The organism is Amycolatopsis sp. NPDC101161 (assembly GCF_044768185.1).
In the GTDB taxonomy this organism is placed as follows: Bacteria; Actinomycetota; Actinomycetes; order Mycobacteriales; family Pseudonocardiaceae; genus Amycolatopsis.
Window position 1 is genome coordinate 429,754 of record NZ_JBIWPI010000007.1, and the last position, 17,915, is coordinate 447,668.

Below are 17,915 nucleotides of genomic sequence, written 5' to 3' on the forward strand. Positions count from 1 at the left end.
GTATTTTCCGGACCGGCTCGCCGCTCTGCCCGGGGTGAAAGTCGTGCTGTCGGGATTGGACGCGGGCGCGTGGAGCCTCGTCGCGTTGCAGGTGGTCCTCGAACGCGAGGGCCACACCGTGTGCGTGGCGGCCGAGGCGCTCGACGCCTGCCGCCGCGTGCGCCCGGACTGCCTGGTGCTGTCCACTGTGCACGGCGCTTCGGGCGTCGACGTGCTGCGCCGCGTGCGCGCCGACCCGGCGCTCGCCGGCCTGCCGGTGGTCCTCGGCGGCCGGCTGAAGAACACGCGCGCGGACCTGCTCGCCCTCGGCTTCGACGAGGTGTTCCCGGTCGCCGCCACGGATCCCGGGGGAGCCGTGGCGGCGCTGCGGGCGTACCTGGCCCGTCAGTCCAGGCGCTCGATGATCGTGGCGTTGGCGAGGCCGCCCGCCTCGCACATCGTCTGCAGGCCGTAGCGGCCGCCGGTCTGCTCCAGCACCGACAGCAGCGTCGTCATCAGCCGCGCGCCGCTGCCGCCGAGCGGGTGGCCGAGGGCGATCGCGCCGCCGTTGACGTTGACCTTCGCCAGGTCCGCGCCGATCTCGGCCTGCCACGCGAGCACGACGCTGGCGAACGCCTCGTTGACCTCGAACGCGTCGATGTCGCCCACGGACAGCCCGGCCCGGGCGAGGACCTTGCGGGTGGCGGGGATGACGCCGGTCAGCATGTACAGCGGGTCGTCGCCGGCGACGGCGAAGCTGTGGATCCGCGCGCGCGGCCGCAGCCCGAGCGCCTTCGCCGTCTCGGAGCTGGTGAGCAGCAGCCCCGCGGCGCCATCGTTGATCGGCGAGGAGTTCCCGGCCGTCACGTGCCAGCCGAGCTCGGGGAACCGCTGCTCCCAGACGTCGGCGCGGAACGCCGGCTTCAGCCCGGCGAGGATCTCCGGGGTCGTGGACGGCCGCACGGTCTCGTCGGTCGTGACGTCGACGAGCACGCCGTCCGGGCCCGGCGCCTTGAGCGGCGCGACCTCGCCGGCGAACTTCCCGTCCGCCCACGCCTTCGCCGCCCGCTGGTGGCTTTCCGCGGAGAACTCGTCCAGCTGCGCCCGGCTGAAGCCCCACTTCGCGGCGATCAGCTCCGCGCTGATGCCCTGCGGCACCAGGCCGTCGGGGTAGCGGGCGGCGACCTGGGTGCCGAACGGGTCGCGCCCGGCCACCTGGCTGCCCATCGGCACCCGGCTCATCGACTCGACGCCGGAGGCGATCACGACGTCGTACGCGCCGGCGATGACGCCCTGCGCGGCGAAGTGGACGGCCTGCTGGCTGCTGCCGCACTGCCGGTCCACGGTCACCGCCGGGACCGACTCCGGCAGGCCCGCGGCGAGCGCGGCCCAGCGGGCGGTGTTCATGCTCTGCTCGCCGATCTGGCCGACGGCGCCGCTGATCACGTCGTCGATCCGGGCCGGGTCGACGCCGGTGCGCTCGACGAGCGAGCGGAGCGCGTGGGCGTGCAGGTCGACCGGGTGCACCCCGGCCAGTGAACCGTTCGGCTTGCCCTTGCCGATCGGGGTCCGTACCGCGTCGACGATCACCGCGTCCGTCATGGCGTCTGCCTCCTCGCAGATCGGGGATGTCTTCGGTATACGCCGAGTAAGTTGGATTGCACAACTCACCTGTACGCCAGGTCACACGCGACTGAAGTGCTAGGTTGGATTTTCAACCCCAGGGAGGTGGCATGACCCGGCGTGGTCGCGAATGCTCGGTCGCCGAGGCCCTCGAGGTCGTCGGCGAACGGTGGAGCCTGCTCGCGCTGCGCGAGATCATGCTGGGGGAGCGGCGGTTCAACCAGATCGCCGAAAACACCGGTGCCAGCCGGGACATCCTGGCGGCGCGGCTGCGCAAGCTCGTCGACGCCGGCGTGCTCGAGAAGCGCCAGTACGAAGACCACCCGCCGCGCTTCGAGTACTACCCGACCGAAGCCGGCCGCGCGCTGCAGCCGATCCTGCTCGGCCTGATGGCCTGGGGCGACAAGTACGTCCACGACGGCGAGCCGCCCACGCTCTGGCGCCACGCCTGCGGTGAGGTGCTGGAACCGGCGACCGTCTGCGCGCACTGCGGGGACCCGGTCAACGCCCCGGGCACCCGGGCGATCCGGCTGGGCGCCGTCCACTCCTGACCGACGCCCCCAAGGCCTCCTCGCATCCCCCGCGAGGAGGCCTTTTTCGCGGCCGGGCGTTGACTTGAGACCCCCGTCACGGTAACTCTTGAACGAATCAGTGCAAGAACCTGACAACAGCGCGAGAAATCACAGCAAACGTCAGGAAGATCCCGCCCAGCCCTCGACGAAGAGGTGCCCATGACGGCTGTCCCGTGCTGCCCGCGCGCGCCCCCGGGTCCGGTCCGCGCGTGTCCCGTTCCCTGGTTCTGCCGTCCCCACGCGTCTCCCCTCCTCCCCGGATCCGAGGACCCCCATGAGAACGAAGCGACTCCTGTCGCGCGCGGCGACCTACGCCGCCCTGTCCCTCCTCCTGGCCGCGCCCGCCGTGGCGGCGAGCGCCGCCCCGGCCGCCACCCCCGCGGTCTCCGCCGTCCAACCCGCGGCCCAGGCCGCCTCCGCGACCTACACCGCCAGCAGCCAGCTCGGCGAATACCCGGCTACGAACGTCGGCGACGGCAACCAGGCCACCTACTGGGAAAGCACGAACAACCAGTTCCCGCAGTGGATCCAGGCGGACCTCGGCACGACGTCGGCCATCGCCCAGCTGGTCCTCAAGCTGCCGTCGAACTGGGAGGCCCGCACCGAGACCTTCAGCGTGCAGGGCAGCACCACCGGCACCGGCTTCAGCGATCTGAAGGCCTCGGCCGGCTACCGCTTCGACCCCGCGACCGGCAACACCGTGACCGTGGACGTCACCGGGACCACCCGGTACGTCCGGCTGAACGTCACGGCCAACACCGGCTGGCCCGCCGCGCAGCTGTCGGAGTTCGAGGTGCACGGCCCGGTCGGCGGGGACACGCAACCGCCGTCCGCGCCCGGCAACCTCGCCTACACCCAGCCGGCGAGCGGCCAGATCCGGCTCACCTGGTCCGCGTCGACCGACAACACCGGCGTCACCGGCTACGACGTCTACGCCAACGGCCAGCTCCGCGGCAGCGTCGCCGGGACCGTCCTGACCTACACCGACACCCAGCCGGACGGCACGACCGTCGCCTACTACGTCCGCGCGAAGGACGCCGCCGGCAACCAGTCGGCGAACAGCAACACCGTGACCCGCACCGGCACCCAGGCGGGCACGAACCTCGCGCTGGGCAAGCCGATCACGGCGTCCTCGGCGCAGTTCACCTTCGTCGCCACGAACGCCAACGACGACTCCCTGACGACGTACTGGGAAGGCGGCGGCGGGACCTACCCGAACCTGCTGACCGTCGCGCTCGGCTCCAACGCCGACGTCGACCACGTCACCGTCAAGCTCAACCCGGACCCGGCGTGGGGCCCGCGGACCCAGACGATCGCCGTCGAAGGCCGCGAGCAGAGCTCGACCACGTTCACGACGCTGTCCGCCGCGCAGACCTACAGCTTCGACCCGAACAGCGGCAACACCGTCACCATCCCGCTCAGCGGCCGGGCCGCCGACGTCCGCCTGCGCGTCACCGCCAACTCGGGCGCCGGCGGCGGGCAGGCCGCGGAGTTCCAGGTCTTCGGCGTGCCCGCGCCCAACCCGGACCTGACGGTCTCGGGCGTGTCCTGGTCGCCGCAGAACCCGGTCGAGACCGACGCCATCACCGCGTCGGCGACGGTCCGCAACATCGGTACGGCCGCTTCGGGCGCGACGAACGTGAACCTGTACCTGGGCACGACGAAGGTCGGTACCGCGAACGTCGGCGCGCTCGCCGCCGGGGCGTCGACGACCGTGTCGGCGAACATCGGCACCCGGGACGCGGGCAGCTACCAGCTGACCGCGAAGGTCGACGAGGCCAACGCGGTCATCGAGCAGAACGAGGCCAACAACTCCTACACGAGCTCGACGGCCCTGGTCGTCAGCCCGGTGCAGAGCTCCGACCTCGTCGCGGCCACGGCGTGGTCGCCGACCAACCCGTCCGCGGGCAACACGGTCACGTTCACCACGACCCTGCGCAACCAGGGCACGATCGCGAGCGCGAGCGGCGCCCACGGCGTCACGGTGACGATCACCGACCAGAACGGCACCGTCGTCAAGACGCTGACCGGCAGCTACACCGGGGCCATCGCGGCGGGCGCCACCGCTTCGCCGGTGACCGTCGGCACCTGGACCGCCGCCAACGGCCGGTACACGGTCAAGACGGTCGTCGCGAACGACGCCAACGAGCTGCCGGTGAAGCAGGGCAACAACACCAGCACGCAGGCGCTGTTCGTCGGCCGGGGCGCGAACATGCCCTACGACATGTACGAGGCCGAAGACGGCGTCGTGGCCGGCGGGGCTTCGGTGATCGGGCCGAACCGCACGATCGGCGACCTCGCGGGCGAGGCGTCGGGCCGCAAGGCCGTGACGCTGAACTCGACCGGCTCGTCGGTGGAGTTCACCACCCGCGCGTCCACCAACACGCTCGTCACCCGGTTCTCCATCCCGGACTCGGCGGGCGGGGGCGGGATCGACTCCACGCTGAACGTCTACGTGGACGGCACGTTCCTCAAGGCCATCGACCTGACCTCGCACTACGCGTGGCTCTACGGCGCCGAAACCGGCCCGGGCAACTCGCCGGGCGCCGGCCCGCGCCACATCTACGACGAGGCCAGCACGATGCTCGGCACCACCGTGCCCGCCGGGCACCGGATCAAGTTGCAGAAGGACGCGGCCAACAGCACGAACTACGCGATCGACTTCGTGAACTTCGAGCAGGCCACCGCGGTCGCGAACCCCGACCCGGCGCACTTCGCGGTGCCCGCCGGGTTCACGCAGCAGGACGTGCAGAACGCCCTCGACAAGGTCCGCCAGGACACGACGCTCACCGGCGTCTACCTGCCGGCCGGGAGCTACTCGCTGTCGAGCAAGCTGAACGTCTACGGCAAGGCGGTGACGGTCACCGGCGCCGGGCCGTGGTTCACGAAGTTCTCCGCGCCCGCGGGCCAGGAGAACACCGACATCGGCATCGACGTGCAGGCGAGCGCGAACGGGTCGACGTTCAGCGGGTTCGCGGTGTTCGGGAACTACACGTCCCGCATCGACGGTCCCGGCAAGGTGTTCAACCTGACGAACGTGGCGAACCTGACGATCGACAACATCTGGGTCGAGCACCAGGTGGTCATGGTCTGGGGCACGAACGTGGACAACACCACGATCAAGAACTCCCGGATCCGCGACACGTTCGCCGACGGCGTCAACCTCACGAACGGGAGCACCGGCAACCACGTCACCAACAACGAGGCCCGGTCCACCGGTGACGACAGCTTCGCGCTGTTCGCCGCCACGGACATCAACCAGGGCAACCAGTACGACAACGTGTTCGAGAACCTGACCTCGCTCACCCCGTGGCGCGCGGCCGGGCTGGCGGTCTACGGCGGGTACAACAACACCTTCCGCAACCTCTACATCGCGGACACGCTGACGTACTCGGCGATCACGATCAGCTCGCTCGACTTCGGCTACCCGTTCCTCGGGTTCGGGCCGCAGCCGACGACGGTCCAGAACGCCTCGCTCGTCCGGGACGGCGGCCACTTCTGGGGCCAGCAGACCTTCCCGGCGATCTGGCTGTTCTCCGCGTCGAAGGAGTTCCGCGGCATCCGGGTGTCCGATGTGGACATCCAGAGCCCGACCTACAGCGGGATCATGTTCCAGACCAAGTACGACGGCACCACGCCGGAGCACCCGGTCGAGGACACCGTGCTGACGAACGTGTCGATCACCGGCGCGCACCGCAGCGGGGACGCCTTCGACGCCAAGTCCGGGATCGGGATCTGGGCCAACGAGCTGCCGGAACCGGGCCAGGGCCCGGCCGTCGGGTCGGCGACCTTCACCGGGCTGACGCTGAGCGACAACGACCAGGACATCCGCAACACGACGTCCACCTTCACCATCGTCCGCAACTGAGAAGTGCGTGCGGTGCCCGCCGGGAAGGCGTTTTCCCGGCGGGCACCGCCGTGCCAGGATGGCGCCGGAGGTGGTCGACGTGCGGATCCTGGTCACCGGCGGCACCGGGCAGCTCGGCTCGGCGGTCGTGGCGCGGCTGCGGGCGGCGGGCGAAGAGGTCCGGGTGCTGAGCAGGCGGGCCGCGCCGGACGTCGTCCGCGGTGACCTGCGGACCGGGCGGGGCGTCGACAGCGCCGTGGCCGGCGTCGACGTCGTCGTCCACTGCGCGACCGACTACTTCGGGCGCGAAGCGGAGCTGGCCGCGACGCTGGTCGAAGCGGCCCGCTGGGCGGGGGTCACGCACCTGGTCTACGTCTCGATCGTCGGCGTCGACCGCGTCCCGCTCGGCTACTACCGGACGAAGCACGAGACCGAAGAGCTCATCGCTTCCTCCGGTCTGCCCCACACGATCCAGCGGGCGACGCAGTTCCACGGCCTGGTTCGGACGCTCCTCGCGGGCGCGACCCGGCTCCCCGTGGTGCCGGTGCCGCGGGTCTCCTTCCAGCCGGTGGACGTCCGGGACGTCGCCCGCCGGTTGACGTCGCTGGCGCAGGACGACCCGGCGGGCCGGGTGCCGGACTTCGGCGGCCCGGAGGTCCTGACGGCGACCGAGCTGGCCCAGGCCGTCGGCGAGGCGAACGGGCGGTTCCGGCGGATCGTGCCGCTGAAGGTGCCGGGGGAGACGTTCCGGGCCTACGCCGACGGTGGTCACCTGGCGCCCGAGCACCGCGACGGCGAGATCACGTTCCAGGAGTACCTCACCGAGCATGCTCGGATGTAATCGGATTAATTACGAAGAATCTTGACCTCCGATCCGGATAGGTCATATGTTTGGCGGGCTGCACGCCGGTCCCCGCCTTCAACGCCGAACGGATCCGACATGTCGAACCCTCCCTCTCGCCGTACCTTCTTCAAGCTCGGTGGCGCGGTCGGCGCCGGTCTCGCCTTCAGTGGCATTCCTCCTTTTGTAGCCCATGCGGAGGTCCTGCGTCCGGCCGAGGCGGATCTCGTGCCGGACGGCCGGGCGACGACGCTGTGGTACCCGGCGCCCGCGGCCGAGGACAAGATCATCGAGCAGGGCCTGCCGATCGGCAATGGTCGGATCGGTGCCCTCGTCGGGGGTGACCCGGCCGCCGACTTCCTCTACCTCGCCGACGCGTCGCTGTGGACCGGCGGCGCCAACGACGTCCTCGAGGACGACGGCCAGTTCCCCTACGAACGCGAGAAGTTCGGCACCCTCGGCCTGCTGGCGAAGCTGCGGATCTCGGTGCCCGCGCACACCGGCGTCACCGAGTACCGCCGCACGCTCGACCTGAGCAACGGCGTCGTCGTGATCACCTACCGGCACCAGGGCGTGCGGTACCGCCGCGAGTACTTCGCGAGCCACCCCGACGACGTCGTGGTGATCCGGCTCAGCGGCGGGCCCGTCACCGGCTCGGTGTCGCTGGAGCCCACCCGGGGCGAGACCATGTCCGGCGCGGCGGCGTTCACCGGCACGTTCGCCAACGGCCTGAAGTACGCGTGCACCACGTCCGGAGCGACGTTCAGCGGTAGCCGCGAGGTCGTCATCGTCGTGGGCGGCGGCACCAACTACGTGCCTGACGCGGCCCGGAAGTTCCTCGACACGTCCCTCGACCCCCTGTCCCTCGCGAAGCAGAAGGCGTCGAAGGCCCAGCGCGCCGGGGGCGGCGCGCTGCTGGCCACCCACGTCGCCGACTACCGGCGGCTCTACGACCGGATGACCGTCGACCTGGGCCAGTCGCCGCCGGCGAAGCGGGCGCTGGACACGTGGTCGCGGCTGCTGGCCCGCCACGACGACCCGGCGACGCCGGACCCGGAACTGGAGGCGAGCTACCTGCAGTTCGGCCGGTACCTGACGATCACGGGCTCGCGCGACGGGCTGCCGATGAGCCTGCAGGGGCTGTGGCAGAACACCAACACGCCGGACTGGATGAGCGACTACCACACCGACATCAACGTCCAGATGAACTACTGGCTGGCCGACCGGGCGGCGCTGCCCGGGAGCTTCACTGCCCTGGCCGACTACTGCCTCGCGCAGCTTCCCGTGTGGACGGACAGCACGCAGCGGCTGTTCAACGACCCGAGGAACCGCTTCCGCAACACCAGCGGCAAGATCGCCGGCTGGGCCGTCGCGTTCTCGACGAACATCTACGGCGGCTCCGGCTGGTGGTGGCACCCCGCCGGCAACGCGTGGCTGTGCAACTCGCTGTGGGACCACTACGCGTTCACCCAGGACAAGGCGTACCTCGCGCGGATCTACCCGCTGCTCAAGGGCGCGGCCGAGTTCTGGGAGGCCCGGCTGGTCCCGATGACGGTCGACGGCCGCGAGGTGCTCGTCGATGACCACGACTGGTCGCCCGAGCACGGCCCGCAGGACACCCGCGGGAACACCTACTCGCAGGAGATCGTCTGGGACCTGTTCGAGCACTACCGCGAAGCCGTCGCGGTCCTGGGGCGCGACCGCGCGTACGGCGACCGGATCGCGGGCCTGCAGCGGAAGCTGTACCTGCCGAAGGTGAGCCCGACGACCGGCTGGCTCGAGGAGTGGATGTCGCCGGACAACCTCGGCGAGACGACGCACCGGCACCTGTCCCCGCTGATCGGCTTCTTCCCCGGCGACCGCATCGCCGCCGACACGGCGCCGCCGGAGCTGCTCGACGGCGTGAGCGCGCTGCTCGTCGCGCGCGGGATGGACAGCTACGGCTGGGCGACCGCGTGGCGGTCGGCGTGCTGGGCGCGGCTCAAGGACGCCGACCGCGCGTACCAGCTGCTGCTCACGGTCCTGCGGCCATCGGTCGCGAACGGCAACGGCACCGCGCCGAACTTCTTCGACATGTACAGCCAGGGCAGCTACACGATCTTCCAGATCGACGCGAACCTCGGCGCGCCGGCGGCGATGGCCGAGATGCTCGTCTACTCGCGGCCGGGGGTGCTGGAGCTGCTGCCGGCGCTGCCCTCGGCGTGGGCCGGGTCGGGCCGGGTGACCGGCCTCGGCGCGCGCGGCGGCTTCGAGGTCGACCTGGCCTGGCGCGACGGGAAGGTGACGCGGGCGGTGATCACGAGCGTCGGCGGGACCCGGACGGAGGTGCGCGCCGGACGGTGGCGCCGGGCGATCAGCCTGCGGCCGGGGCAGTCGGTCACGGTCCAGCCAAGTTGAGGAGTAACCTCCGGAAAGAGATGTAGTGTTCAATCACTTTCTTCGGACCGGAGGTCACCGTGAACGTCGTCCTGTGGGTCGTGGCGGGTCTGCTCGCCGCGCTGTACCTAGCCGCCGGCGGCATGAAGCTCGCGACGCCGCGGAAGAAGCTGCTGGAAAACCCGAACATGGGCTGGACGGCGGACTTCTCCGACGCGGCGGTCAAGGGCATCGGCGCCGTCGAGATCCTCGGCGCGATCGGGCTGATCCTGCCGTGGGCGCTCGACATCGCGCCGGTGCTGACGCCGCTGGCCGCCACCGGACTGGCGGTGGTCCAGATCGGTGCGATCATCGTGCACGCGCGGCGCAAGGAAACCAAGGCGCTGCCGATGAACGTCGTGCTGCTGGTACTGGCGGCGTTCGTGGCGGTGGGCCGGTTCGCCGGCTGAGACCCTCGGAGGATCGATGACGCTTCCCGGTTACACCGACCACGGCGGTGACGGGCCGGTGGTCGTGCTGCTGCACAGCTTCCTGATGGACGGCGGCATGTTCGCCCCGCAGCTCGCGGCCTTCGACGGCTTCCGGTGCGTCACGGTCGACGAGCGCGGCCACGGCCGCACGCCTGCCACTGAGCCGTTCGACTACTGGGACGTCGCGCGGGACGTCCTCGGCGTGCTCGACCACCTCGGCGTTTCGCGCGCGGCGGTGGTCGGGACCAGCCAGGGCGGGTTCGTCGCGCTGCGGATGGCGCTGCTGGCGCCGGCGCGCGTGTCCGCGATCGCGGTGCTCGGCACGTCGGCGGCGGCCGAGGACCCCGCCGTCGCCGCCGGCTACCGGGCGGTGCTCGACGCGTGGGTCAGCGGAGGAGCGCCACCCGAGGTGCTCGACGGCGTCGCCCAGATCTGCTTCGGCGACTTCGACGCCTCGGCGGACAAGGAGCGGTGGGCGTCGGTGCCGCCGTCGCAGCTGACGCTGACGATGGGCGCGCTCGTCGACCGCGACGAGGTGCTGTCACGGGCGGGCGAGATCACGTGCCCGGCGCTGGTGCTGCACGGCTCGGCGGACCTCGCCTACCCCGTCGAGCGGGCGGCCGAGCTGGCGGACGCCCTGCCCGCGGCCGAACCCCTGGTCGTCGTCGACGGCGGTGCCCACTTCCTGAGCTACACGCACGCGGAGGCGGTGAACCCGGAGCTGAAGCGGTTCCTCGACGCGCACGCGTAGCCGGTCAGCGGCTAGCCGTGCCGCACCTCGACCCGCCGGGCCGAGAACAGGCCTGTCCACAGCGCCGCCCAGTGGCGCGGTGCTTCCCGCCGGGGCCGGACCGGTTGGGCAGACCCGGCCCGGTACTCCATTTCCACTCGCACCCAGTCGTAGATCCAGTCGCCGCGCATGGCCTTCTCCTCACTCAGGTCTTTCGACGAACTCCACGTTCGTCCTGAGGGGACCGTCGCCGCATGGGGTGAACGCGCACTCTCCGGCGCCGCGATCCCTTACTACGCTGAGGGGCGTGCCCGCGACCACTTACCTGTTCGTGCCCGGCGACCGGCCCGACCGCTTCGGCAAGGCCGTCGCGAGCGGCGCCGACGTCGTGATCCTGGACCTCGAAGACGCCGTCGCCCCGGCCGACAAGGACGCCGCCCGCGCGGCGGTCGCGGCCTGGCTCGAAACCGACCGGGCCGCGGTCCGGATCAACGCCCCCGGCACGCCGTGGTTCGACGCCGACGCCGCCCTGGTGGCCGCGCGCGGCGTCCCGGTCGTCGTGCCGAAGGCCGAAACCCCCGGCGTGCTGGCCGGGTTCCGCGAGGTCGTGGCGCTCGTCGAGACGGCGCGCGGCGTCGAACGCGCCGGTGAGCTGGCCGCCGTCCCGTCGGTGACGCGGCTGGCGTTCGGCAGCGTCGACCTGGCCGCGGAGCTCGGCGTCGCGCCCGAGGACCCGGAACCGTTCGCCTACGCGCGCTCGCGGCTGGTGGTCGCGTCCGCCGCGGCCGGCCTCGCCCCGCCGGTGGACGGCGTCACGACCGACCTGCGCGACGACGACCGGCTGGCCGCCGACGTCCGGTACGCCCGCCGGATGGGCTTCGGCGGCAAGCTGTGCATCCACCCGCGTCAGATCGAACCGGTCCGCGCCGGGTTCGCGCCGACCGAGGCCGAACGGGAGTGGGCGCGCCGGGTCGTCACGGCGGGGGAGTCGGCGTCCACTGTGGACGGCTCCATGGTGGACAAGCCGGTCCTCGCCCGGGCCCGGCGGATCCTGGGGGACTAAGGCACTTCCCGGAAGACGCTGCGGAGTCGCGGGCCGTGGTGCGAGACTGCTGCGATGGCTTCCGAATACACCCAGAGCGACCGGTTCCGCGGTGCCCGTATCCACTTGTGCGACCTCGCGGGCCTCGAGATCCGCGACTGCGAGGTGAACGGCCTGAAGATCGTCGACTGCTACGGCACCGACGTCTACCTCGGTGGCGACTTCGGGCGCGTCGTCGTCAACGACATCGACGTCACCGCGTATGTCGAGGCCGAGCTCGACCGCCGGCACCCCGCGCGGGTGCTGGCGCGGAACGCGGTTTCTCCCGAGGACTACCGGACCGCTTGGGACACCATCGAGAAGGCGTGGACCGCGACGCTCGACCGGGCGAGGTTGCTGCCCGAGGCCAAGCTGCACGAGCGGGTCGACGGCGAGTGGTCGTTCGTCGAGACGCACCGGCACCTGCTGTTCGCCTGCGATGCGTGGCTCGGCAACGCCGTGCTCGAGGAGGAAGCGCCCTACCACCCGCTGGGCTTCCCCGCCGGAGGGACGCCGCCGGAGGAGGCGGCGAAGCTCGGCCTCACCCTCGAAGCCACCCCGACGCTCGACGAGGTGCTCGAGCCGCGCCTCGCCCGCATGGCCGTGATGCGGCGTGTGGTCGACGGACTCACCGAGGCGGAGCTCGACCGGGTGTGCGGCCGCAAGCCGGCCGACCCGTATCCCGAGCAGGAGTACGTCGTGCGCCGCTGCCTCAAGGTGGTGCTGAAGGAGGAAGCCGAGCACCACCGTTACGCGGTGCGCGACCTCGCGGCGCTCGAGGCCGGTGCGTCCTAGGGCGTGTCGTCAAAGCCAGAGGCGCAGTGTGGCCAGGTCGATCATGCTCCGGTAGGAGGCGGCGGTCTTGTCGAAGCGGGTGGCGATGGCGCGGAATTGCTTGAGTCGGTTGAAGCACCGTTCGACGATGTTGCGGCGGCGGTAGGCGGCACGGTCGAAGGCTGGTGGGCGGCCACCGGCCCGGCCGCGGCGTAGCCGGTTGGCTCGTTGATCTCGGCGTTTGAGAATGGTCGCCGGGATGCGTTGCCGACGCAGGTAAGTGCGGATGGCGTGGCCGGAGTAGCCCTTGTCCGCCAGCACGCTGCTGGGCCGGCTCGCCGGTCGCCCCGGACCCCGGCGGCGGAACTCGACACCGGCCATGACCGTGGTGAACTGGGTGCGGTCGTTGACGTTGCCGCCGGTCAACACCACCGACAAGGTCCGCCCGTGGCCGTCGCAGGCGAGGTGGATCTTGGTGGTGAGTCCGCCACGGGACCGGCCGATGGCATGATCACCTGGCTCGCTCTGCCCGCCGCAGGATCCGCTGGCCCCTGTGTGAGACACCGGGACACGGCGAGCACCGGCGGCGTGCTGATGCGCCCGCACGATGCTGGAATCCAATGACACTTCCCGGTCGAGTTCGTCAATCGCCTCGGCCAGCACCTGCACCTTCGCCACCAGCACGGACAGGGTCCCGGTCCGTGACCAGCGCCAGAACCGGCTATAGACCGTCTTCCACGGTCCATACCGCCGCGGCAGGTCCCGCCACGCCACACCCGTCTTGGCCTTGAACAACATCCCGTTGATCACCCGCGAGTCATCCACCCGCGGACGACCCCTCGCACCAGACACCGGTAGCAACGGCTGAATGACCAGCCACTGCTCATCGGTCAGCTCATGCCTACGCACCACGACCAAAGATCAAAGCAGAAGATCACCCGAACCAGCTTTGAGGACAGACCCTAGAGTCGGCGGTCCCGGAAGGTGCGGCGCAGGTCGGCCACCCAGGCGTCCGGGTTCTCCCACGGGATGAAGTGGCCGCCGTGGTCGTGGGCGGCGACGTTGACGTGGTTGAACCACGCGGCCTGCGGGCCGTTCTCGAACGCCCGGACCCGCTCGTCGGCGGTGTGGATGCCCGGCGGGTTCTCGTAGGTGACGAAGGTGAGGCCGGTCGGCGCCTCCACGACCGGCGTGCGGTCGTGCGACGGCGTCCACGGGTAGCGGTTCGCGTTGGCGTAGTAGCGCATCGACGTGGCGATCGAGTTGGTCGCCCAGTAGATCGTCGCGTGGGTGAGCAGGTCGTCCTTGGTGAACACCGACTCGACGTCGCCGCCGTTGTCGCTCCACGCGGTCCAGCGCTCCAGCAGCCAGGCGAGCAAACCGGCGGGGGAGTCGCTCAGCCCGTGCGCGAGGGTGGCGCCGTCGAGCATGTGCACGGTCAGGTGGGCCGCCGAACGGTGGTCCAGCTCGATGATCCGGGCCCGGATGTCGGCGGGCTGGTCGTCGGTGAGGGGCCGGTTGCGCGTCAGGCTCCAGGCGCGCGGGCCGGTGAAGAAGTCGAGCGGCAGGCCCGAGCCGATGTGGATGCCGTAGAGCTCATCGGCGTACTTGTGGCCGAGCTGGCTGGTGACGATCCCGCCGATGTCGCAGCCCCCGGCGGCGTACTTTTCGTAGCCCAGGGTCTCGGTCATCAGCGTGTGCCAGAGGTCGGACACCTTCCAGAAGTTGACGTCCGGGAAGCCGGTGAGCGGGCCGGGGAACCCGAACCCGGGCAGCGACGGCACGATGACGTCGAACGCGTCGGCGGGGTCGCCGCCGGACGCGGCCGGGTCGGCGAGCGCGTCGATCACCTTCGACCAGTGCCAGAAGGTCCACGGCCAGCCGTGGGTCAGGATCAGCGGGATCGGGCGCGGGCCGCGGCCGGGCTTGCGCATGAAGTGCACCGGGACCCCGGCGACGCGCACTTCGTAGTGCTCGTAGGCGTTGATGGCGGCTTCGGCCTTGCGCCAGTCGAAGCCGTCGCGCCAGTGGGTGACCAGCTCGCCGAGGTAGCCGGCCGGGACGCCGTACGACCAGTCCTCGTTGTCCTCGTCCACCGGCGGCCGGGTCAGCGCCAGCCGGGCGCGCAGGTCGTCGAGGACCGCGTCGGGCACGTGGATCGGTTTGGGCGCCAAGGGAAAGGCGGTCATGACGGCCATTCTCGCAGACGTCCGCCCGCAAGATCACCTGCTTTACAGGACGCCCCGGCGGCGCAGGTCCACCGCGTCGAACCCGAACTCCGCCAGCACCGCGTCGGTGTGCTCGCCCAATGCCGGCACCGGGTCCATTCGCGGCGCGCGGCCGGCGACGGTGATCGGCGGCAGCGTGGCCCGGACCGGCCCGCCCGGCGTCGTGACCTCGGCGAACCGGTCGCGCGCCGTGAGCTGGGGGTGCGCCAGGACGTCGGGCAGATCGCGGCGGCGCGCGTGGGCGATCCGGCCCCGGCTCAGCCGCGACTCCAGCTCGGTGCCGGTCAGCCGCGCGAAGATCGCGTCGATCTCGTGTTCCAGCTCCGGCCGGTGGGCGACGCGGGCGCTGCCGGTGGCGTACCGCTCGTCGGTGACCCACTCCGGCCGTTCGACGGCGTGCTCGCAGAACGCCGCCCACTCGCGTTCGTTCTGCACCGCCAGCACGATCTCGGTCCCGTCCCCCGCGGCGAAGGTGCCGTAGGGCGCGATCGCCGGGTGGCTGGTCCCGGTGCGCGGCGGGGGCGTGCCGCCGTAGCCGGCGTAGTAGAGCGGGAACCCCATCCACTCGACCAGCGAGTCGAACAGGCTGACCTCCAGCTCGGTGCCCTGCCCGGTGCGTTCCCGGTCGTAGAGCGCCGACAGGATGCCGGAGAACGCGTACATCCCCGCGCCGATGTCCGCGGCCGGGATGCCGCTCTTCGCCGGCTCGGTCTCCGACCCCGTCACCGAAACCAGGCCGGCTTCGGACTGGATGAGCAGGTCGTACGCCTTCGCGTCGCGGTACGGCCCGCTCGACCCGTAGCCCGAGACCGAGCACGTGATCAGCCGCGGCCGTGCCGCGCGGATCGCCGCCGCCCCGAGCCCGAGCCGGTCCGCGACGCCGGGGGCGAAGTTCTGCACGAACACGTCGGCCCGGTCGAGCAGCGCCGCCATGACCGGCGCGGCGGCGTCGCTCTTGAGGTCGAGCGTGACGCTCTCCTTGGACCGGTTCAGCCAGACGAAGTGACTGGACTGGCCGCGCACGGTTTCGTCGTAGGCGCGGGCGAAGTCGCCGGTGCCCGGCCGCTCGATCTTGACCACCCGGGCCCCGAGGTCGGCGAGGTGGCGGGTGGCCAGGGGCGCGGCGACCGCCTGTTCGCAGGACACGACGGTGACGCCGTCGAGGGGCAGGGAGCGCATGGCCGCATCCTGCCACCCGGGGTCAGACCGCGCGGGCGATGGCGATGTTCCCGGCGAGCCGCTCGCCCGCCTCGTAGATCATGTACTCGCGGCCCTGGTAGGTGCCGAAGCTGGGCGCCGCGGACCGCCCGTTGTCCGGCGCGCCGGCGAGCGGGGTGTGGAACGTCCCGAGGTGGTCGCGCTTCGAGAAGTCATTGCCGACCTCGGTGATCATCAGCTTCCCGCCGTGCGCGATGTCGGTGTTGTAGACGACGTACGTGCTGTTGTTGCGGTACAGCAGGTGCGGGCCGCCGATGTCGTTCGCGCCGACGTCGGTGTGGCGCACGAGCGGCGTCTGCGAGAACGTCCAGTTCAGCGCGTCGGGCGACCAGCCCCAGCCGATGTCGCGGTGGTTCGTGGTGTTGTTGAGCATGAACACCATGACGTACCGGGCGTTCTTCGACGGCAGGTCCTGGCGGAACACCCGCGCGTACGACGTCTCGGTGGTGCCCGCGGGCTGCAGCCGCGTCGAGAGGACTTCCTTCTCGTAGCTGAAGTGGATGCCGTCGGCCGAGCTGGCGAGCCGGGTGACGGTGTTCTCGCCGTGGAAGTACAGGTAGATCCGGTTGACGTCGTCGTTCCACAGCGCGTGCGGCGAGGAGACGTGGCTGACGGAGTACTCGCCCGGCCAGGAGTTCTTGATGATCGGGTTGCCGGCGTACTCGGTGAACTCCTCGTCGAGGGAATTCGCGTAGGCCAGGCAGATGCCGCCCGGGGCGTCGTGCGGCGCGTAGTAGAGGTAATACGCGGCGAGGGCGTTGGGGATCCGGTCTTTCGTGCCGCGGATGCACGGGAAGATCAGCTCGCCGGTCGGGTTGTAGCGCAGCTTGCTCTTGACGAGGGCGAGCCGCTGGTAGCGGTAGTCCGGGAAGCCGGCGGGTGCGGCGGTGGCGACGGCCGGGATCAGCGCGCTCGCGCCGAGCGCGGCGGCGCCGGCCAGCAGGCCGCGTCGGGTGAGGGTCATGACCGCTCCTTCGAGGTCCGGTGTGCGGCGACGGTGTCACGCCCGGACACGCTGGATCAAGGGAGTAATACGTATTAGTACGGTCGGGACAGGTTTGCTGCAGTTTCGGGCAAAACCGTTGACGGCCCCCGGGCGCGCTTGCACGCTGGATCGGATCGGCTGACTCCGAGCGAGGTGGCGATGGGCAGGGTCCGGCAGGCCGACATCGCGCGCGTGGCGGGGGTCTCGCAGGCGACGGTGTCGGTGGTGCTGGGCGGCAACCGCACCGGTGTCCGGCTGTCGGAGCGGACGCGGCTGCGCGTGCTGGAGGCGGCCGAGCGGCTGGGGTACGTCCCCGATCCGGTGTCTTCGCGGCTGACCTCGACGCGCAACAACCTGCTCGGCGTGTACACGTTCACCCCCGCGTTCCCGGACGTCGCCGACGTCTACTACCCGATCCTGGCCGGCGTCGAGGCGGAAGCGGCCGCGCTCGGCAAGGACCTGATCATGTTCACGGCGTCGAGCGCGGCACCCGACCGGATCCGCCGTACCCGGCTCGCCGACGGCTGCCTGTTCCTCGGCCGGCACGTCCCGGTCGACGCGATCGCCGGCCTCCTGGACGCGGGCTTCCCGATCGTCTACATCGGACGGCGCACCGAGCTGGACGGCCGCATCCCGCACGTGGGCGCGGACTACGTGTCGGCGTCGGCCGAGGTGATCACGCGGCTGGCGCGCGCGGGCCACCGACGTGTGCGTTACCTGCGCGAGCCGGACGAGGCGCCGTCGTCGGGCGACCGCGAACGCGGCGTGCGCGGGGCGGCGATCGACGCGGGACTGTCCCTGGCGGTGACCCGCACCGACGGCACGGACCTGGCGCCGGCGACGATCGCGAGCTGGCTGGCCGACGGCGTGACGGCGCTGGTCGTCGAGGAGACCGACACGTTCGCGGCGTTCGACGGGACGCGCCGGGCCCTGCGCGCGGCGGGGGTTTCGGTGCCGGGGGACGTCTCGCTGGCGGTACTGGGACGGCCCCCGGGCGGCACGGCGGGGCCGGTGGTCAGCGGGTTCGAGGTGCCGAGGCGGGCGCTGGGCCGGGCAGCCGTGCGACTGCTGGCCTCGCTGGTCGAGCCGGGGACGGGGGAGCCGCCGCGGCACCGGTTGCTGACGTGCCCGCCGGTGGCGGGCGAAACGATCGCGACCGTCGCCTGAGCCGGCGGCACCCCGTCCCCGGCC

16 protein-coding genes are annotated in these 17,915 nt (G+C 71.3%); 10 read left to right on the plus strand and 6 right to left on the minus strand.

Going from position 1 to position 17,915, the window contains the following annotated elements; all coding sequences use genetic code 11:
* The first annotated feature begins 43 nt into the window (after positions 1-43).
* On the plus strand, positions 44-454 hold the full coding sequence (locus tag ACIRSS_RS44650; protein WP_400906850.1) for a response regulator: 411 nt from the start codon (positions 44-46) through the stop codon (positions 452-454).
* On the opposite strand, the gene ACIRSS_RS44655 is transcribed toward ACIRSS_RS44650, so the two are convergent.
* The gene (locus ACIRSS_RS44655; protein WP_400906852.1) at positions 385-1,581 is read right to left on the minus strand and encodes a thiolase family protein; all 1,197 of its coding nucleotides are present in this window, start codon (positions 1,579-1,581) and stop codon (positions 385-387) included. The two genes, ACIRSS_RS44650 and ACIRSS_RS44655, sit on opposite strands and share 70 nt — an antisense overlap.
* Before the next feature lie 131 nt (positions 1,582-1,712).
* On the opposite strand from ACIRSS_RS44655, the gene ACIRSS_RS44660 reads away from it, so the two are divergent.
* The 6 genes from ACIRSS_RS44660 to ACIRSS_RS44685 all read left to right on the plus strand — a co-directional run bounded on the left by ACIRSS_RS44660 (position 1,713) and on the right by ACIRSS_RS44685 (position 10,459).
* Positions 1,713-2,153, plus strand: coding sequence for a winged helix-turn-helix transcriptional regulator (locus ACIRSS_RS44660; RefSeq protein WP_400906855.1), 441 nt, complete (start codon positions 1,713-1,715; stop codon positions 2,151-2,153).
* Positions 2,154-2,448: 295 nt separating this feature from the next.
* A complete protein-coding gene (locus tag ACIRSS_RS44665) occupies positions 2,449-6,042 on the plus strand; it encodes a CARDB domain-containing protein (RefSeq protein WP_400906858.1) in 3,594 nt (1,197 codons plus the stop codon).
* Positions 6,043-6,112: 70 nt separating this feature from the next.
* Complete coding sequence (locus tag ACIRSS_RS44670; protein ID WP_400907801.1) at positions 6,113-6,862, plus strand: SDR family oxidoreductase; 750 nt, start codon at positions 6,113-6,115, stop codon at positions 6,860-6,862.
* Positions 6,863-6,961: 99 nt separating this feature from the next.
* Positions 6,962-9,259, plus strand: coding sequence for a glycosyl hydrolase family 95 catalytic domain-containing protein (locus ACIRSS_RS44675; protein ID WP_400906860.1), 2,298 nt, complete (start codon positions 6,962-6,964; stop codon positions 9,257-9,259).
* Between the two features lie 59 nt (positions 9,260-9,318).
* Positions 9,319-9,687 carry a DoxX family protein gene (locus tag ACIRSS_RS44680; RefSeq protein ID WP_400906861.1) on the plus strand — a complete coding sequence of 123 codons (369 nt, stop codon included), beginning with the start codon at positions 9,319-9,321 and terminating at the stop codon, positions 9,685-9,687.
* Between the two features lie 16 nt (positions 9,688-9,703).
* Positions 9,704-10,459 (plus strand): alpha/beta fold hydrolase, encoded by a 756-nt coding sequence (locus tag ACIRSS_RS44685; RefSeq protein ID WP_400906864.1) that lies wholly within the window; start codon positions 9,704-9,706, stop codon positions 10,457-10,459.
* A gap of 11 nt (positions 10,460-10,470) precedes the next feature.
* Here the strand turns inward: ACIRSS_RS44685 and ACIRSS_RS44690 are convergent, their stop codons facing one another.
* On the minus strand, positions 10,471-10,629 hold the full coding sequence (locus ACIRSS_RS44690; protein WP_400906866.1) for a hypothetical protein: 159 nt from the start codon (positions 10,627-10,629) through the stop codon (positions 10,471-10,473).
* A gap of 116 nt (positions 10,630-10,745) precedes the next feature.
* Here ACIRSS_RS44690 and ACIRSS_RS44695 point away from each other — a divergent pair, with 116 nt between their 5' ends.
* Together ACIRSS_RS44695 and ACIRSS_RS44700 are read left to right on the plus strand one after the other, a co-directional pair.
* Entirely contained in the window at positions 10,746-11,501 is a 756-nt protein-coding gene (locus ACIRSS_RS44695) for an HpcH/HpaI aldolase/citrate lyase family protein (protein WP_400906867.1), read from the plus strand.
* Positions 11,502-11,555: 54 nt separating this feature from the next.
* Positions 11,556-12,314 (plus strand): DinB family protein, encoded by a 759-nt coding sequence (locus tag ACIRSS_RS44700; protein ID WP_400906870.1) that lies wholly within the window; start codon positions 11,556-11,558, stop codon positions 12,312-12,314.
* Between the two features lie 9 nt (positions 12,315-12,323).
* Here ACIRSS_RS44700 and ACIRSS_RS44705 read toward each other — a convergent pair whose 3' ends face one another.
* The 4 genes from ACIRSS_RS44705 to ACIRSS_RS44720 are packed head-to-tail and all read right to left on the minus strand — an operon-like array spanning position 12,324 to position 16,703.
* On the minus strand, positions 12,324-13,202 hold the full coding sequence (locus tag ACIRSS_RS44705) for an IS5 family transposase (RefSeq protein WP_400907802.1): 879 nt from the start codon (positions 13,200-13,202) through the stop codon (positions 12,324-12,326).
* A gap of 53 nt (positions 13,203-13,255) precedes the next feature.
* Positions 13,256-14,482, minus strand: coding sequence for an epoxide hydrolase family protein (locus ACIRSS_RS44710; RefSeq protein WP_400906873.1), 1,227 nt, complete (start codon positions 14,480-14,482; stop codon positions 13,256-13,258).
* Positions 14,483-14,524: 42 nt separating this feature from the next.
* Entirely contained in the window at positions 14,525-15,700 is a 1,176-nt protein-coding gene (locus tag ACIRSS_RS44715) for a CaiB/BaiF CoA transferase family protein (RefSeq protein WP_400906875.1), read from the minus strand.
* A 22-nt stretch (positions 15,701-15,722) separates the two neighbouring features.
* On the minus strand, positions 15,723-16,703 hold the full coding sequence (locus ACIRSS_RS44720; RefSeq protein ID WP_400906877.1) for a hypothetical protein: 981 nt from the start codon (positions 16,701-16,703) through the stop codon (positions 15,723-15,725).
* A 180-nt stretch (positions 16,704-16,883) separates the two neighbouring features.
* On the opposite strand from ACIRSS_RS44720, the gene ACIRSS_RS44725 reads away from it, so the two are divergent.
* Positions 16,884-17,891: a LacI family DNA-binding transcriptional regulator gene (locus ACIRSS_RS44725; RefSeq protein ID WP_400906880.1), complete on the plus strand. Its 1,008-nt coding sequence runs from the start codon at positions 16,884-16,886 to the stop codon at positions 17,889-17,891.
* The last annotated feature ends 24 nt before the right edge of the window (positions 17,892-17,915 follow it).

Coding starts and splice junctions, on each gene's coding strand:
- ACIRSS_RS44655 (WP_400906852.1), bottom strand. CDS start 1,581: ATGACGGACGCGGTGATCGTCGACGCGGTACGGACCCCGATCGGCAAG.
- ACIRSS_RS44660 (WP_400906855.1), top strand. CDS start 1,713: ATGACCCGGCGTGGTCGCGAATGCTCGGTCGCCGAGGCCCTCGAGGTC.
- ACIRSS_RS44665 (WP_400906858.1), top strand. CDS start 2,449: ATGAGAACGAAGCGACTCCTGTCGCGCGCGGCGACCTACGCCGCCCTG.
- ACIRSS_RS44675 (WP_400906860.1), top strand. CDS start 6,962: ATGTCGAACCCTCCCTCTCGCCGTACCTTCTTCAAGCTCGGTGGCGCG.
- ACIRSS_RS44685 (WP_400906864.1), top strand. CDS start 9,704: ATGACGCTTCCCGGTTACACCGACCACGGCGGTGACGGGCCGGTGGTC.
- ACIRSS_RS44690 (WP_400906866.1), bottom strand. CDS start 10,629: ATGCGCGGCGACTGGATCTACGACTGGGTGCGAGTGGAAATGGAGTAC.
- ACIRSS_RS44700 (WP_400906870.1), top strand. CDS start 11,556: ATGGCTTCCGAATACACCCAGAGCGACCGGTTCCGCGGTGCCCGTATC.
- ACIRSS_RS44710 (WP_400906873.1), bottom strand. CDS start 14,482: ATGACCGCCTTTCCCTTGGCGCCCAAACCGATCCACGTGCCCGACGCG.
- ACIRSS_RS44715 (WP_400906875.1), bottom strand. CDS start 15,700: ATGCGCTCCCTGCCCCTCGACGGCGTCACCGTCGTGTCCTGCGAACAG.
- ACIRSS_RS44720 (WP_400906877.1), bottom strand. CDS start 16,703: ATGACCCTCACCCGACGCGGCCTGCTGGCCGGCGCCGCCGCGCTCGGC.
- ACIRSS_RS44725 (WP_400906880.1), top strand. CDS start 16,884: ATGGGCAGGGTCCGGCAGGCCGACATCGCGCGCGTGGCGGGGGTCTCG.